A 16,398-nucleotide genomic window follows, 5' to 3' on the forward strand; every position below is an offset into this window, starting at 1 on the left:
TCTTCATCCTCGGAGTGCCCGTCATTCCGATGGAGCTCCTTCTGTGTACATTCATCAGCGACACCACGAGTTATCCTGGCCGCATGATGTCGCCAAAATGAGACAACGATCGACTTTGCGATCACAGCGTCCATCGTCGTGATCGTCCTCCCGGCATCGAACCCGGAGGGGTCACCGCGAATAGCCAGGGGTCGACCGAGTATAGCGAGGGCTACCCCTGGATAAGCGTCGCTCACCTGCTACTGCGGAGCGGTAGGCCCATCGCATGGCGCTCCCCAGACGACGATACCGTACTCCACACCATACGTCATTTGGCCCCCATTGGCCTGCCGCTCCGCGGTAGAATCCTTCTCATCACCTTCCATGGGTAGTCCTCGCTCCGCTCGGCCGACCCTCCGGGTTCATGACATAACTCGCAAAATGACGCACCGACGCACCGACGCACCGACGCACCGACGCACCGACGCACCGACGCACCGACGCACCGACGCACCGACGCACCGACGCACCGACGCACCGACGCACCGACGCACCGACGCACCGACGCACCGACGCACCGACGCACCGACGCACCGACGCACCGACGCACCGACGCACCGACGCACCGACGCACCGACGCACCGACGCACCGACGCACCGACGCACCGACGCACCGACGCACCGACGCACCGACGCACCGACGCACCGACGCACCGACGCACCGACGCACCGACGCACCGACGCACCGACGCACCGACGCACCGACGCACCGACTACCGCATCAGCTTCTTCACCGCCTCGACAATTTCCTTTTCATTCTCCGGGCTGAAGCCGGTTTTTACGAGGGCGATTTTCCCATTGGGACCGACGACGACGGTATGGGGGATGCCGCTGACACCGTAGAGCCGCCCGACGGACTGGGAGGTGTCAAGAGCCACCTTGAGGTTCCAGTTCCTTGTTTCAATGAACCGTTTCACCTGCTCGGCTGGTTCCCCCTGGTTCACGCCGAGAAGCAGCACCTTGTCAGAAGGCAATGACCCAAGGGCTTCCATAAGGCCCGGCAGGGACTTGATGCAGGGGCCGCACCACGTGGCCCAGAAGTCCAGCACCACCACTTTGCCCGTGTGCTTGGAGAGCTCAAACTCCTCGCCCCCGCCCAGCATGGGCAGCTTGAATGCCTTGGCCTCCTGGCCCGTGGAGGGGTCTGAAGCCCCTTCCGTTCCGGGAATGACTGGTTCTGGAGCCGACACGAGCTTCCAGTCTCCCAGCGCTTTCATAGCCGGGCTCTCGTCTGGCGGCTGGGTGCGCAGCAGATAGACCTGGGCCCGGGGCACCCGGCAGATCCCATAGACAGGATGGGTTCCCACGATGAATTCCGGCTCAAACTTTTCCACAGACAGCGCGAGACGCCCGCCATCAGACAACAGCAGCCAATGGGTGGGAAATCCCAGCACGCCACCCCACTTCTCCCGGGCCACTTCCTTGAGCCGGTCATGGTTGGCAGCGTTGTTGGTCATGGTGAGCAAGCCGGCGGCCGGGTTCCATGAAACAGACGAACCCGGCGGAAACTCCAGCTTCAGTGCAGTGAGCAGCTTTTGCGTGGAATCCGCCTTTCCCAGGGCATGAGGCCGGAGCCAGTAGGCACGAAGCACCATGTCAGGCTGCGCAGGAGGCGGAGACTCGATCACCACCACGTTTCCAGGTTCGATCCTGTAGCGATACCCCACCAGTGCACACACCTGGTCCAGCGCTTCACGGATGGACTGGCCTCCGAACTGGAACTTGAAGGACCTGACGTCCAGTTTTTCCGGCAGCTTGAACTTCACGTCGGTGACTTCCGACTTGAGGACATTGATCAGCGTCGAAAACGAGGCGCTGGAGTAGTTGACCCGCCGCGAGATCCTGCGGTCCAGGGCGGGGAGCTCGGCACTTCGATCCTCTTTGAAGCTTTCGTCAGTCCCTCCAGGTGGCAGCAGCCACACGGCGGCCTTCACCCGGTCACGAGGCACCCGCAGGGTTTCCAAGCCTGAGCGGAAACCAAGATGGGTGGCGGTGGCGGCCTCAATCTCGCCCCGCAGCACATCGCCGTTGGCGGCGATGAGAACATGCCTGGGCGGATGTTCCTTCCGAAAGCGGGGCACACTCAAGGCCTGGGCGCGGGCTTCCGCAGACACGGCCGGCAACCCAGGTGAACCCGGTGCCGCCCGGCTGCTGAAATCCGCCAGCTTCACCGGGGTGACTTCATTGCCCCACACGCTGCAGGGTTCGATGATCAACCCTGTTCCGGGACGCCGCCCGGCATCCAGAAGGAAACGGTGTTGCCTGCTCCCGTTGATAAAGATCTCCACAAACTTCTCCTGAATCACCAACCGCAGGGGCACGGGCTTCCCTCCGGTGCCAGGCGATTGGTTTCTGTCTCCGAGTTGCCCCTCGTCAGCCTCGGTGCCGGTATAGATCTGGCTGCCAAAGTTGGCGATGATGAAGCGCATGCAGTTCTTGTCCTCCCCGCCGGAGGCGAAGAGCGTGAGGCGGAAGGTGGAGTAGTTGCTGCTCGTGATGTTGAACTTCACCTCACTGCTTTGCATGGCGCTCCAGTGCGCCACGGCGGCCCCGACAGGGAGATCCAGATTCTTCTCCGTGCGTTTCATCGTCTTGTCCGACCCCTTGAGAATCTGCCAGCCAGGATCGAGGAAACTCGTCACATCCGTGGAGGCGGCGGCCTGAAACTGCACCGCAGCCAGGCTGCTGCCGGGCAGGCGGCGGGCGGTGGTGATGGGAGACTCCAGCTCCACGCCGGTGGCATCCAGCGAAACGAGCCGGCCCGGAATGACATCCCCGGCCCGGGTATAGAAGAGGGAGGGTGGCTCTTTGATAGCCGTCGGCAGCGCTGCGGGTACCACCTGGGTAATTTCGACGGGAGCCCCCGGTGTCGGCGTGGAGGCTTTCTCCGCCCCAATCAACCGCCAGCGTACGGCAGCATCCCCGGCTGGCACGAACCGGCCGTGGAGACTGGTGCCCTGGACCACCAGCTTGTCCATCTGGGCGAAAGGGGGTTCGGCAGACACACCTTCAGGACGCTTCACATCCAGCAGCACCTGTCGCAAAGCATCCGTACGAGTGGGGAAAGGCGCGTTGCTGAAGGTGGTCTTCAACCAGGCCTGCCCGTCTTTGACTGTCTCGATCCTTCCGCGCAACTGGGTGCCGTCAGCGTAGGTCAGCAGCATTTCTGTTGCAGGGCTGGCGGGGCGGTCGGGCGAAAGCAGGATCTCGTTCACGCTGGCCAGATCCACCGCCAGCGGCGGCCCCTCCTCGCCTGGTTCGATGTAAACTTGCCCTTCTGTCGCAGAGCGGGCGGTGCCGGTGATCACCCGGCCATCCCCCAGTTCCAGATGCGGCTGCAAGGGATCATGCCGGGCGGGTGCGGCATCCCTCAAGTTCTGAAACGTGAGCTGCTCGAGAGTGAGGTCGCGGCCCCTCCCTTTGAGATAGACTTTGTCGTCCCGGCTGCTTTTGTCCGGCTTAAACGTCCAATCGGCGATGGGCTCCCCGTTGCCGGCATAGGCCTGGCCTTTCCCGGTTGTTTCATCCCACCGGATGCGGAGGTCCATCACGCGTTCAACATCGTCCACCATGCGCAGGGACTTGTACTGGTCCCCGCTGGCGACCACCAGCTCACTGCCCCAGGTCTCCACCCGGAAGTTGCGGAACTTGAGCTGAAACTCCGGGCGCTGGCTGGACCGAACCCTGAACGCCACCTCCACTTTTTCGGGCAGCTTCTGAGTAAGGCAGACCATGCGGTTCCAATAAGGGAGCGAGAGAGACCCGCCTGGACCGGGCAGCAGTTGCAGAACAATGGCGGGAGGCTGGTTCCCGCTGTTTCCGGCCGCAGATTGCTGCTTCTCCAGCTTCCAGCCCGAGTCACCCACGGGGCCCGACCACACCAGGTCGTTCCCCTTGAGCCGGCGCAGATGCAGCACCTCACTGCGTTTCAGCGCCACCTCGCCATGGCGGCTGCTCACCAGGGTGATGACATCACTGCCGATGCCCACCAGGTTCCCATGGATCTGGCTGCCATCCCGCAATGACACCGTGAAGGGATCCGTGACCGGCACCGCAGAAACCGTGCGATCCATCCGCCGGAGGAACCACCAGGCAAGGTCCACAGGTTCTTGAAACAACGGGCTCTTCCAACTTACCGTCGTCTCCGTGGCCCCCACCATCTCACCGGGCAGGGTTTCGCTGTTCTGCCACCGCAATCGCGCGGGCGGCGGCCCGGCCTCAGTGCTCTGGGCATGGAGAGACACTGCCGGAGCGGCGAGCAGGCCGCCCGCGGCGATCAAGAGGAGACTGGAAAGGTGGCGGCTCATCGCTCGTAGATCGGCAGGAAGCGGTAGTTCAGGGCCAGCCCCAGCAGGGACATGCCGGTGCTGTAGGCGGAGCTCCCGATCGCGCCGTCATCACGTTGCAGTTCGTGTACCTCTCGCACCTTCACGGCGTTCCACTTCTGCCAGGCTTCGTAGTCCCCTTGAAAGAGGGCTTGGGCCATGTAGTACCGGAAGTACTCCGGGTAGGTGGTCTCGCGATGCTCCAGGTTTTCCTTGATGCGCTTGAGACTCGCCTGGTACTGCTCCGACTCCTTGGCGTGGGAAATGGCGCCCACCAGTGCAGCGATGGCCGAGAGATTCATCGAACCTCCCATGCCGCCGAACCCGCCGGAGTAGGCAACCGATCCGTCCTGGCCCGTGCTGCGCCGCATGTAGTCCATGGCCCCGTTGATGGTCTCGTCAGAGACCTCCAGCCCGGCATTCCTACAGGCAAACAGGCCCATGAGCACGGCACCCGTAACCGAGGTGTCGGCATCACTGGCGTCTGGAGAATAGCGCCAAGCACCCCAGCGGTTCTTGGCTTGGGAAGTGGAGGCACAGCGGATGGCCAGGTCCAGGGTCTGACAGATCGTCCGCACCGGTTTCTCGCCCTCCCACAGCAGGGACTCATCCACAGCTCCGTAGGCCTCCGCCAGCGCCAGCATGGCAAAGCCATGATGGTACATGCTGTTGGGCAGGTAGCCGGTGCTGGCATCCTGGCTTTTGATCATCGCTCGGATGGCACGGCGGATGACCTGGGCGTACTGCCCATAGTTGGGGTCCTCGCCACTTGCGAGAAAGGACATCAGGCAAATGCCATCCACTCCGCTGCCGGAGTTGCCCCCTTTCCAGGTGCCCTCGGGCGATTGTGCGGTGGCCAGCCAGGCCAGTCCACGTTCATAGACAGTGCCCACCTCTGCGGGGATCTGCCCTCCAAAGCGGAGGGACGGGTCCTGGGCTTGCAGGGAGGCAGTTCCGCAAAGAACGACACCGGCCACCAGCAGGGCATGGAATTTGGACTGTTTCATTGTACCCTTCATTGCTTGTCGCGCACCCGGCTGGCGTGATTCTGTTCGATCCCGCTCCAGTAGGACATGCAGTTGCTGAACTCGTTGCTCTTGCTCCATGCGTCCCACTGGCCGGGAGTGATGATGGTCTTCAAGTCCTTTTCCGTCACCCCCACGATCGGGATGAGCATGCTGTAGTATTGCAGGTACCATGGGACGCCATCCGAGCCGGAGAAATAGTTGGCAAGGTCCGGCTGATAGTCCCGGATCACCACTGCCAGCTTGAGCTTCAGGGCCTCACTCTGTTCACCGTTGAGGAGCACCTTGCGGTCAAACTCCGCCAGCACAAAGGCCGCCACCGCCTCGTTCTGGAAGTCCTGGCGGGCCTTCTGTTCGCCCTCCCATTTATTGAACTGCTCGGGACTGAGCTCCGTCTTGATCGCCTTCTGCCACACGGGATAGTCCTCCGTCTTGCGGGAGCGGTACATGTTGAAGTAGTAGCTGTCGATGCTCGTCATGCGCTGCCCCACATCCTGAACTGTGGCCCCCTGAAGGCGGGCACGCACCACGGAGTCCACAGTGGGGCGCCACTCATCCATGGCCGCCTCCACCGCGCCGCGGGCCGCTGTGCGCAACCGGGCTACGCGATCCGGGGCCAGCCCGGTGACCCGTGCCGCATCCTCGGCCGCCGTGACCATGGCATTCATCAGGTTGGTCTGCCGGGCCAGGGATTTCTCATAGAGGAACGAGGAAACCATCTGCTCCAGATCCTCGGGCTCGGGTTTGCGGGTGCCGAAGTCGGGCTTGGCCATCGGTTTGGGAGACTTCTCCTGCATCTCTGCGGCCTGGGCTTTCTCCAGCTCTTTCCACCCCTTGAGCTGGGACTCGTCCAGGATGGGCTTCAGATCAGCCTCCTGTACCTTGGCCGCAATGGCGGCAAAGTTCTGGCTCTGAAAATCATAGCCGTATTCCGTAGGTTCAGAAGGAAACAACCGGCTGTCCCCGAGCGCGGCCTTCGACACCAGCGGAAGCAGCGTCGTACGTTGTGCTGAGGTGAAGGCGAGTCTGCGATCCAGTTCGGACAACACCAGCCGGCCCACCTGATCCTCACGCCGGGTCTTGCGCTCGGCGCTGGAGATCTCCGCCTGCTTGCGCTCCTCCGGGGTGATCAATCCTTCGAGTGCCTTCTTCCACTCCGTGTCGTTCTGGGGCTGGTCGTCATTCTGCAGGGTGATATAGTACCCTCGACCCCGCTTGATGATCTCATCGCGAGCGGGCGCCTCCATCTTTTGAAGCTGTTCTGTCGCCTGGGCGGTCCAGCGTTTTTCCGCACGCTCCAGCACCGTGCGCTTCACCCCTTCCAGCGTCTTGAGCCGCTCCTTGGGCAGCCGGAGCGCCAGCACGGTCTGGTCTGCATCTCGTTCCAGGCTCTTCTCCCAGTTGGCCCGCACCCGGTCCAGGGACAGTTTCAGGATCCCGGGGATCTCTTTTTCCGCCTTCGCCCTCTGTTCTGCGAGATGTTTCTCCCAGAGGGTCATTTCCTCCGGGCTCACCACGGAAGCGACCAGCTCTCTCCACACCGGCCGTGAACCAGGGTCCACGTCCAGCGCATAGGCGCGAAAGACAGGATTTGTTTCAACGAACTGCTGACGTCGCGCCGGGACAATGAACCCCATCGGTTCCGTGGCTCGCATTTCCTCCTCCCCACAAAGCTGGTCCACCGCTCTGACAGCAGCCTCGCGGAGACGGGTCGCCCTGTCCGCATCCAGCTTCATGATGGGCAGCATGGAGTCAATGCGCGTGGTCACCTGGGCGATGGCCTGCATGCGGCCGGCATTCAACCAGGGCGTGATGCAGGCTTTGACCTGCTTGTCCCAGGCCTCGCGAGACTCCGTGCGGCGCTTTTCCCACGCCGCCAACTGGGTGGGATCCAGCGCCGCCTTCACGGCATCCTTCCACACGGGAAGCTCATCCGGCAGGGTGCATCCCAGGACAAGGCGGCTCCATGCCAGGACTTCAGGCTCCCAGCGCGAGATCGCGGCGACTGCTGCGGCCGCCTCGCCAGCAGGCAGCCGGTTGCGATGGGTCTCGGTCAGCATCTGCGGGTAAGGCTTGATCGACTCCTCCACCGCCTGGTCAGCCGCGGCCTTGAGCGCCTTCCCCTTGACCTCGTCATTGAGTTGAAAGGTCTGGATGAGCCAGTCCTGCTCGGCCTGCATGAACTCTGTCAGGTCCTTTTTACGCAGCGGCGTGACCTTGGCCGCCAGCCCGGCCAGCGCAGTTTCGATCTCAGGAGCGAGGGGCTGTTTGACCCGCTGCCACCACGGAAGCACGGCGGCCGGCGCGGGCGGGGGCTGCTGGGCGACACCCGAAGCGGGGACGGCCCAGAGTCCGGCAGCCACCGCACCAAGGAGCAGAGTTCGTTGAAATACAATCGGGGTCATTTGTTGTTGTCCTGCGAGCCTTCGAGAAGGTTGAAGTAAGCATCCAGCCCGGCCTTGAACTCCTCGGGGAACTCTTTCCCGGCCCGTCCGGTCGCCTGTCCCACCGGACGGCCCGACACATTGCTGTCCGCATCAGCGCCATCACCCAGCTCCGCCAGGGCGGCGGATGATGCGGTGGCTGCGGTGCCGCCGCCACCAGGGTTCGAGCCCCCACCGCCACCACCGTTGGGTTTCATGCGCTTGGCCTGGAGCAGGAGCTCGATGGCCTCCGTCTCCGCGGCGATGGCATCCGCACCGGTGTTGCCGCCACCCAGCAGGCCGTGAGCCTCATCCATGATGTTGACCACCGCCCCGAGGAGTTGCAGTTCCTTGCCAAACTTGGCCTCCCCTTCCGGCAGGGCCCGGATGTCTGTCACGGCGCTCTGGGTATGATTCCCAATGGAGGCCTGCTTCTGTGCCAGGGCGCGGGCGGCTTCCACGTACTTGTTCTCCTCGATCGCAGCACGGGCATTGTCCAGCTCGCGGGTCTCATCTCGCAACTTCATCTCATCCCGCAGCGCCTGCATGACCTTGAGCACGATCTCCGGGGGCAGGCTGTCCCCGCTGCAGCTCGAACAGGACTTGCAATTGCTCGCCGCCACCAACTCCTCCGCCCAGCGGTCAAAGACATCCGCCCAGTACTCGGAGCCTGAGATGGTCTGGCCGGTGAGGTTCATGGAAACTTTTTCACCACCCCGGGCCAGGGCGCGCACCACTTCCAGCTTTTTCATCTGGTCCAGGATCGTCTTGAAGCGGCTGTCCTGCTTCCGCTGGAAGTAGGCCTCCAGGTCGGTCTGGATGGTGTGCACCGTGTCGCTCTGGGTTTTGGCGCTCTGGGCGATGGGTTCCGCCTCCTTGGGTGGGGTGCGTTCAATGCCAAAGGAGTCCAGCGTCTTCTCATTGACCGTGCTGGCAATGAGCATCTGGTGGCGGGAGGCGGCCTTGAACCGCTTCACAAAGGTGCTGGCCTCCAGGCTGGCGAGGATGGCACTCAGCTCGTCGGAGACCTTGGCGAACTCCTTGAGCAGGTCCCGCTGTTCCGCGATGGCGTTGTCCATCTTCTGCTGGGCGGGCGATTCCGGCGGTTTGGGGGCCTCGTCCCCCGGTTTGGTGGGGGCGGCTCCCAGCGTGGTGGAAGGCAGGCCAAGTTTGCCCGCCCCTGGCGGCTTGGGGGCAGCGTTGGGATCCGCAGGCTTGGCCTCTGGTGGTTTCCCGAAACCCGCCTCGCGGTCGGCAATGCTCGGAGCCGGGGGCTTGGCCGGACCGGGGGCAATGGGTGTCCCCTGCTGTGGAGTGGTGGGCAGGTTGGGTCCCTGGCTGACATTCGGCGCGGACTTGGAGTCACCCGCCTGAGCAGGAGGCTTGGCCTCAGCCGTCTGCGGGGATGAAGGCGGATTGCCCGGCGAAGGCTGCCCGCTTGAGGGTTTGCTGGCCGCACCCGCTGTTTGTTTCAGGAGGTCCGTCACACTGGGCATGCGGTTGGCGGCAATGTCCTTGAGGGATTTGAGCAGCGTGGCCCAGGACTCGAGACGGTTCGCATCGAACTCATCGTTCTTCGTCGCCTGCTCCACCAGACTGCGCCCGGCGGTGGTCAGGCTGTCCAGACGGGCGGCGTTGGCATTCTCCGCTGCCGCTTGCTGGGAGACCCGGCGGCGGTTTTCCGGACGATCCAGCTCGGCAGCGGTCAGCGCCCGCAGGTCCTTGTTGGTCTGGTGCAGCTGCTGCTCCATTTCGTAACTTTCACGGGCCGCTTCGATCCACTTTCCGAACTGCTCGGTGAGCCAGAGGGCGTGGTCGGTCTTGTTCAACACATGGAGCGTGAATGCAGCGGAACGTGCCCGAGCCCGACCCGGCAGATAATCATCCGTCCAGGCCCGCACCTCGACTGTCTGGGGTGGAACCCCATCGCGCACCGCGCAGAAGGTGGCTCGTGCGGCCAGCTCCCGTTTCTCATGCGCTCCGGCGGCAGCCACTTTCTCCCCTTTGAGCCGGGGCTGGTCTTTGTTGCCATCCAGGGGCGGAGCACCGAGCCACTCCAGCCCGGCACGCTGCACGCCGAAGTCATCGGTGACATTGATGTCAAAGCTCACGACCTCTGTGTCGAGCACCACCTGCTCCATGGTTTCCCGCCGGGCCATGATCTTCGGCGACTCGTCTTCAACCGCCTGCACCCGCAGCAACAGCGGCTCGCGCGGGGTGAGGCCGTCCACATCCCGCCACATGAACTTGCGCTCCACATCGGTGTTCACCGGTGCATAACCGGTGCGGATGACGGCCCCGCTCACCGTCTGAGTGGCCCCATCCAGCTCGGCAGCGGCGAGATCCCGGCTGGCCCGTGCCTCAAACGAGGCCTGCGCCCCCTTTACAATGCTGACCGTTCCTCCTCGAACCGGCTGCCCCTGCTCAGACTTGTATCCCAGGTACGAAGGCAACCGCAGCTTCACCGAGACATCCTCCAGTTCCGGACGCGGACGGGGCGCGAGGGTGATGGTCTTGCGCACATCCCCCAGGCTGAGCCGCAGGGAGGTATCCACCTTCTGCGGTGGGAAGGCCAGCGGATACACTCCGGAGGCGTTCGAGGTCTCCACCCACGGCTGGTTCCCAATCCGGGCCGAGGCAGCGCCGGGCGACCACCGGGTGTCGGCCGAGAGTTTCACGGGCAGTTCAAAGGGCTCCGCAAGTGGCACCACAAGACGGGACGGCAGTTGCTCCACTTTGGCAAAGGTGTAACGCTCGACGTTCTGCCAGGGGAGGCCCCAGCGTGAGAGAGCATTGCGAGCCGCCTCACTCGCCGCCACAAAGGCGGCCAGCATAAGCACGCCCACAGCGATGGCCGCGTACGCCCACTGACGATGCCGGGCATCCGGGACAGCGTGGGTGAAGTCCTTGTCCTTCACCGCTTCCGCCGCCTGGGCCATGGCCGCCTGCACAAGGCGCTCGCTCCGGCCCGCCTCACCCTGCTCCATTCGGGCCAGCTCCACGATGCCCAGCAACTGGTCCCCCAGCCGGGGAAAGGTGCGACGCAGGAGACGGGCCGCATCTTCCAGTCGGCGCTGACGCCACACCCAGCGGTGCCATTTCCAAGGCAGTCCCACGCCCAGCGTCGCAGCCCCGCCCAGGAGCAGGGTGAGACGCACCCAGGAGGGTGTTTCCATGAACCGGTCCAGGACAAAGACCAGGAGGTACGACAGCACCAGGCCGAACGCCGCGGCCAGCAACCCCTCGGTGAGCTTCACCGTCCAGACGCGGCGTCGGAAGTCCGCGAGTTTGCTTTCAAGCACGGGTGGCAGGGTGGTCTTCATGACTCGGCTTGGTATGTTTGAAGGGTTGGCAGAAGGAACAGTGGAGGAGGCTAGAAGGCGCCAGCGGCCTTGCGGCCGACCCAGAAGACGCCCATGAGGGTCACAAGAAGCAGGGACCAGATGGGATGCGCCCAGATCTGCACCCGGCGCTCCTGCTCCTCGGGTCGGGGCATGGCCGCGACGGCAGCCACGACCTCGGCAGGATCGGTGGAGGAAATGAGCTTGCCCCGGGTGAGCTGGGCGATCTCCCGCAGCACATCGGGTTTCGCGGGCTGACCGAGCTTCTCCCGCGGGGTGCCCTGCACGGAGATGAGTGTGTCCAGCGCGGCACCGACATCAGCCGAGGTGAGACGTACGCGGTGCTCGCCGGGCTCCGTCGGCGTGGTGACGCCGCTGAAGAGCCCCCAGGCCTCCTCCCCGGCGGAGACGAGCCTCACGCTGGAGGTCTTCCCGGAGGGGGCGGTGATTTGGGCAATGACGGTGCCATCGCGCAGAGGTTCCCCTGTCTGGCTGGTGACGTTGGCGTTGAGCGTGAGCACCGCCCCGGCCCGCGGCCGGTCAGGGGAGTAGAACAAGCGCATCTTGTCCCCCTGGGACATGTTGCGCTGGTACGCCATCCACCGCACCACCTGACCCCAGAAGCGGTAGTGGTACTTGTCCTCCACCCCTTTTCGCCAGCGCCAGGCTCCGTCTGTGCCCATGAAGAGGATCTTGCCAGCTCCGTGGGTCTTTGTCACGATCAGAGGGATTCTTCCGAAGCGATTGGTCTCCGTGCCATGCATGGCGAGCACCTCGCTGCCCGCCTTGGCCCGGATCGCGGGGGCGTACCACTGGAAGCCCGGCAGATTCTGCCACACCCGGGCGCTGGCCTCATCGGTGTCCTCCAGTTTCGTCAGCAGGCTGCGGGTGCCGGACTCTGTGAGGGAGAACTTGCCCGGGGAGGAGGTGCCCCAGCCGCGTGGTTGGGCGGTGTCCCACACCACCGGCAGCAGATCGGCGAGGGTCGTGTTTTGCAGGGTGCTCTGGTAGCCGTTGAGCCCCGGCATGAAGACCAGACCGGCGGCCTGATCCCGCACCAGCTTCTGCAACGCATCACACTGCTCCAGAGTGAGCTGCCCTTTGTCTATCCCCACATCGCCCAGAAAGACCACATCATACTTGGCCAGGGCATCGGCCTTGGGCATGGCACTGAGATAGCCGCGCCCGGACCCGGACTTGCCCAGGGCTGGATGAAACAACAGGCAGTTCACCTCCACCCCGGGATCGCGCTCCAGAGCGTTGCGCAGGTAGCGATACTCCCAGCGCGGGAAGCTTTCGATGATGAGCACGTGCAACTGTTCCTTCCGGATGGAGAGCGGGGCCTCGATGGAGTTGTTGTTCAGGAACCGCTCACCGCCGGTCTTGGGCACGGCGAGGGTCAGCTTCAGTTCACCGGGTTTTTCCGGACGCCAGACCATGACATCTTGCAGCCGGCTCATGGCGGGGATGACGACAGACTTCGTGATGACCTCACCCGTGGAGGATCTTAGTTCAACCACAGCGGCCTCATCCCGCGGCAGGGAGCTCTCGATGGTGAAGGGCACGCGCAACGGCTTGCCCGCGATGGCAAAGGTGGGGACCTCGAAGCTGGCGAGGTCCACGTCTGGCAGGCGGCTCTCTGAACCCAGCGGCACGGCAAAGACCGGCACATCCCGCATGCGAAGCCGCGTCGCGGCCTGGGCCGGGGCCTCCCCGCTGTTCCAGTCGCCGTCTGAGATCAACACCACGGCCTGGAGGCGCGGGTGCTTCTCCGCCACCTGGTTGAGCGCTCCGTTGAGATCCGTCCCCTCCTCCGGCGGCTGTTGAGCCGAGGAGAAATCCTGCAGCACCACCTCCATGCGCTCGGTGAGAGAAGCCCAAGTGGCCGCCTCTGCCAGCGGGGTGGCCAGCGCCTTCCTCGCCAGGGGCTCCGAGGACGGGCTGGCGGCGTTGATGATGTCCTGCGTCTCCATCGAGCGGGAGACATCCCGCAGCACCACCAGGGTGGGCTTGCTCTCCGGTTTAAAAAGCTCCCGCCACTCCGGCTGGTTCAAGGTAATAGCGATGGCTGCAGCGATGAGCACGCGCAGCCCCTCCAGCAGGCCCGTGACCCGCCGATAACCACTGCGCCGCCACGCCATCCAGGCCAGCCCGGCGATGAGCAGGACGAACACCACCCCCACCGTCACGGAGAGGGGGCTGGGGCTGAAGACCAGGGTCTGGCTGGCGGGTTTCATGCCGTGGGTTGCGCGGGTTCGCGGAAATTCGTCGATCCGTTCTGGGCGGGATCGGCATTCGCCCGGGCAAAGAAGGGGTTGGCGGCAGCCCGGCCCGGCTCCGGACGGCCGGGCATGCACAGGATGGCCTCGCCCAGAAGGGCCAGGGCCATGACCATGAGGAAGGTGCGCCAGATCTCACTGGTGAGGCTGCGGCCGTCGTCCAGCGTGTCCGTGAGGAACCGGTAGTCGAGGCCCGCAAACAGTTCGTCCAGATTCGCCGAGGTGAGATGCAGGGGCTCATCCTCTGTCGCCGGCCGGTTCAGGGCGGTGAGCAGCTCACCAGAAGACCTCACCCCGGCCAGGAGCGGGAGATTGATGGAAGGAACACTTTCCTCGCGTGCCTCGACAGGCTTCCACGCGGAAGGATCCGTCCCCAGCGAGCCTAAGGCGGCGGAACGCTGCCGGGCCTTGCCCAGGGTGCGAGCCCCTTCATTGAGCGACCGGTGCAGCATGGCAAACATGACCACCCCGTCCCGCGCCAAGCTGGACGCGCCGGGTCCGGTCAGAGTGCCAAGGAAATAAGCTCCCCCGCCCTGCTCACCACCCGCACGGACGAGGAGGGGTTCACGATTGGGCAGCCGGGCCAGAGGCACGCCCTCACCCAGGACCGTCACGTGCCGGGTCACCTCCACACTGCCCACCGGCAGCGCGGTGCCATCGCGCAGATTGGCCAGGATGTCGGCATCATTGCGCCACCACTCCACCGCCAGGGCCCGGGTGCCGGTGCCGCCCTGCCAGGATCCCCAGCCCAGTCCGAGAAATCGAACGTCATCCGGTGACTCGGGCGGGAGAAACAACACGGACCTGCCCGATGCCACATGATTCTCAAGCTGTCGCGCCAGGACGTCATCCGCCTTGGGCAGCGGGGCCTGCCACACGATCAGGGCCGTCTCATCCCAGGGGATCTCTGCGGCCCGTTGGCTACGAAGCCGGGTCACGGCGTATTTGCGCGAGGGATCCGCCTGAGCCCCAAGCGCGGCGACGAGGCCGGAGGTCTCCAGCTCATCATCGGACACGATCACGGAGCGCATGGGAGGAGGTTCATCAAAGACGAAGTGCCACGCGTTGTTGGGCAGGCAGGCATCTCCCGGCAACTCCACCCGGCCCCAGCCCCGCTTGAGCGACTTGTCGATGGGGAAGGTCTGCCCTTGAAGCACCAGCTGGCTTTCCTTGAGCGTGACCTTCACCGTCGTGGCAGCTCCATTGATAACCACTCGCAGCGGTACTTCGATCGGCACGAGCGCCTGCCCGGCCTGGCGCGTGATGCGCAGATCCATGAGCAGTTCCGCCTTGGCAGAGGTCTCCCGCCGGGTCACCCGCTCCACCCGCACCGCCAGATCATCCTCCGCTATCTGAGGGTAAGCGAGCAAGTGGAACCGCACCCCCTGGAGAGCAGCGTAGGCGCTGCGCAAGGTTTCCCAGCGACCTCCTGCGGCATCCCAGTCGCCCTGTTGCAGGTCGCTCAGGACCCACACGTCCGTGCGGCCGGACTTGTTGGTGGTGATGTAGTCCAGGGCCTTTTGCAGCATGCCGGGAATGTCTGCCTTCGTGTCCGTGGGCCCCGTTTGCGGCATGTCCAGCAGACGCTCCGCCTTGTCGAGCGACTGTGGATCCCCCACGGCACTGTCCACCAGCACGAGCCGGGAACGGGTGCCCACCGCATCATGAATGGCCCGGGCGATGTTGCGCAGCCCCGCCAGGCGTTTGCTCACCCCGGTGGTGGTGTTCTGCTGCTCCATGCTCGCGGAGCGGTCCAGCAGGATCATGACCGTGTCTGGCGCGCCTCCGGTCAGGCCCAGCCAGCCACCGGCCAGGGGGCGGGTGACCACAAAGATGATGGCGGCCACGGCCAGCACGCGGAAGGCCAGAATGAGCACCTGCCGCAGCCGGGACAGCCCCTTGTTCATCCGCTGCGCCATGAGCAGGAACATCATGGCCGCCCACTTCACCTGACGCCGCCGATAGAGGTGGATAAGGTGAATGATCACCGGCAGCGCGGCGAGCGGCAGGGCGAACAACAACGCTGGTTCGAGGAAGGTCATCGGGAGCCGCGTTTGGGGGTGCGTCCGAGAAGGAACCGCGCCAGCACGTCCTCGTACCGGTCGTGCAGCTTCACCCGGTGGTAGTCCATGCCGGTGGTGCGCACCAGTTCGTCCATTTCCATGAGGTACTGGCGCACCGCCTCGCGGTAGTTCCGCGCGATCAGGGAGGGGTCGGCCAGGACCATCTCCCCGCCTTCCATGTCCACAAACCTTGCAGGCCGGTCGAAGTCGAAGTCCAGCTCCTGCTGGTCCAGCAGATGAAAGGCGGCCACATCATGCCGGCGAAAGCGGAGATGCTGGATGGCGGACTTCAACTCGATCGGAGGCACGAAGAAATCCGACAGGATGACGATGAGCGCCCGCTGGCGGATCTTTTCGGCCGCATTGTGCAGGGCAGCCAGGAGGGTGGTGCCGCCGAGGGGCTGGATGGTCCCCATCTGATCGAGCACCAGGCCGAGGTGCGAGGCTCCGCGTTTGGGAGGGATCTCAATCGCCGGCTCAGCCATGCTCCAGAGGCCTGCCGCATCCCCCTGCTGGGCGGCGAGGTAGGCCAGCGTTCCCGCCAGCTTGCGGGCATAGTCCAGCCGGGTGGCCCCTGCCGGGCCGAAGCCCATGGAGCCGCTGGTATCCAGCAAGAGGCAGAGCCGGAGGTTTGTGTCTGCCTCGAACTCCTTGATGTAAAAGCGGTCACTCCGGCCCCAGGTGCGCCAGTCCAGACGGCGGGTGTCATCTCCTGGCACATACTTGCGATACTGGGCAAACTCGAGCGAGGAGCCCTTCACGGGGCTGCGGTGCTTCCCCGAGACGCTGCCCAGCATGGTCTGCCGGGCATGGAGGGGAAGCGCCATCAGCCTGGCCAGCACGGCAGGCTCCAGAAAGGATCGCTTCTCTTCCGCCATGTTGGGGTGTGGAGGCTGAAAACTT

7 protein-coding genes are annotated in these 16,398 nt (G+C 64.5%); all 7 read right to left on the reverse strand.

Annotated features, from left to right (window positions below; translation table 11 throughout):
* Window positions 1–752: 752 nt before the first annotated feature.
* Genes VSP_RS40410 through VSP_RS31940 form a run of 7 tightly spaced genes read right to left on the reverse strand, consistent with a single transcriptional unit; the run spans window position 753 to window position 16,373 of the window.
* The gene (locus tag VSP_RS40410) at window positions 753–4,346 is read right to left on the reverse strand and encodes a TlpA family protein disulfide reductase (RefSeq protein WP_009965857.1); all 3,594 of its coding nucleotides are present in this window, start codon (window positions 4,344–4,346) and stop codon (window positions 753–755) included.
* The gene (locus VSP_RS31915; protein WP_009965859.1) at window positions 4,343–5,371 is read right to left on the reverse strand and encodes a squalene--hopene cyclase; all 1,029 of its coding nucleotides are present in this window, start codon (window positions 5,369–5,371) and stop codon (window positions 4,343–4,345) included. The genes VSP_RS40410 and VSP_RS31915 overlap by 4 nt, the downstream gene beginning before the upstream one ends.
* A gap of 8 nt (window positions 5,372–5,379) precedes the next feature.
* Entirely contained in the window at window positions 5,380–7,794 is a 2,415-nt protein-coding gene (locus tag VSP_RS31920) for a hypothetical protein (protein ID WP_029190918.1), read from the reverse strand.
* Window positions 7,791–11,135, reverse strand: coding sequence for a hypothetical protein (locus VSP_RS31925; protein ID WP_009965861.1), 3,345 nt, complete (start codon window positions 11,133–11,135; stop codon window positions 7,791–7,793). Before VSP_RS31925 ends, VSP_RS31920 begins: the two co-directional genes overlap by 4 nt.
* Window positions 11,136–11,185: 50 nt before the next feature.
* Entirely contained in the window at window positions 11,186–13,390 is a 2,205-nt protein-coding gene (locus VSP_RS31930) for a vWA domain-containing protein (RefSeq protein ID WP_009965862.1), read from the reverse strand.
* Window positions 13,387–15,474, reverse strand: a complete 2,088-nt coding sequence (locus VSP_RS31935; RefSeq protein WP_009965863.1) for a BatA domain-containing protein — start codon at window positions 15,472–15,474, stop codon at window positions 13,387–13,389. Before VSP_RS31935 ends, VSP_RS31930 begins: the two co-directional genes overlap by 4 nt.
* Window positions 15,471–16,373, reverse strand: a complete 903-nt coding sequence (locus VSP_RS31940) for a DUF58 domain-containing protein (RefSeq protein ID WP_009965864.1) — start codon at window positions 16,371–16,373, stop codon at window positions 15,471–15,473. Before VSP_RS31940 ends, VSP_RS31935 begins: the two co-directional genes overlap by 4 nt.
* Window positions 16,374–16,398: the final 25 nt, after the last annotated feature.

It is taken from the genome of Verrucomicrobium spinosum DSM 4136 = JCM 18804 (assembly GCF_000172155.1).
Lineage (GTDB): Bacteria > Verrucomicrobiota > Verrucomicrobiia > Verrucomicrobiales > Verrucomicrobiaceae > Verrucomicrobium > Verrucomicrobium spinosum.

Coding starts and splice junctions, on each gene's coding strand:
- VSP_RS40410 (WP_009965857.1), bottom strand. CDS start 4,346: ATGAGCCGCCACCTTTCCAGTCTCCTCTTGATCGCCGCGGGCGGCCTG.
- VSP_RS31915 (WP_009965859.1), bottom strand. CDS start 5,371: ATGAAACAGTCCAAATTCCATGCCCTGCTGGTGGCCGGTGTCGTTCTT.
- VSP_RS31920 (WP_029190918.1), bottom strand. CDS start 7,794: ATGACCCCGATTGTATTTCAACGAACTCTGCTCCTTGGTGCGGTGGCT.
- VSP_RS31925 (WP_009965861.1), bottom strand. CDS start 11,135: ATGAAGACCACCCTGCCACCCGTGCTTGAAAGCAAACTCGCGGACTTC.
- VSP_RS31930 (WP_009965862.1), bottom strand. CDS start 13,390: ATGAAACCCGCCAGCCAGACCCTGGTCTTCAGCCCCAGCCCCCTCTCC.
- VSP_RS31935 (WP_009965863.1), bottom strand. CDS start 15,474: ATGACCTTCCTCGAACCAGCGTTGTTGTTCGCCCTGCCGCTCGCCGCG.
- VSP_RS31940 (WP_009965864.1), bottom strand. CDS start 16,373: ATGGCGGAAGAGAAGCGATCCTTTCTGGAGCCTGCCGTGCTGGCCAGG.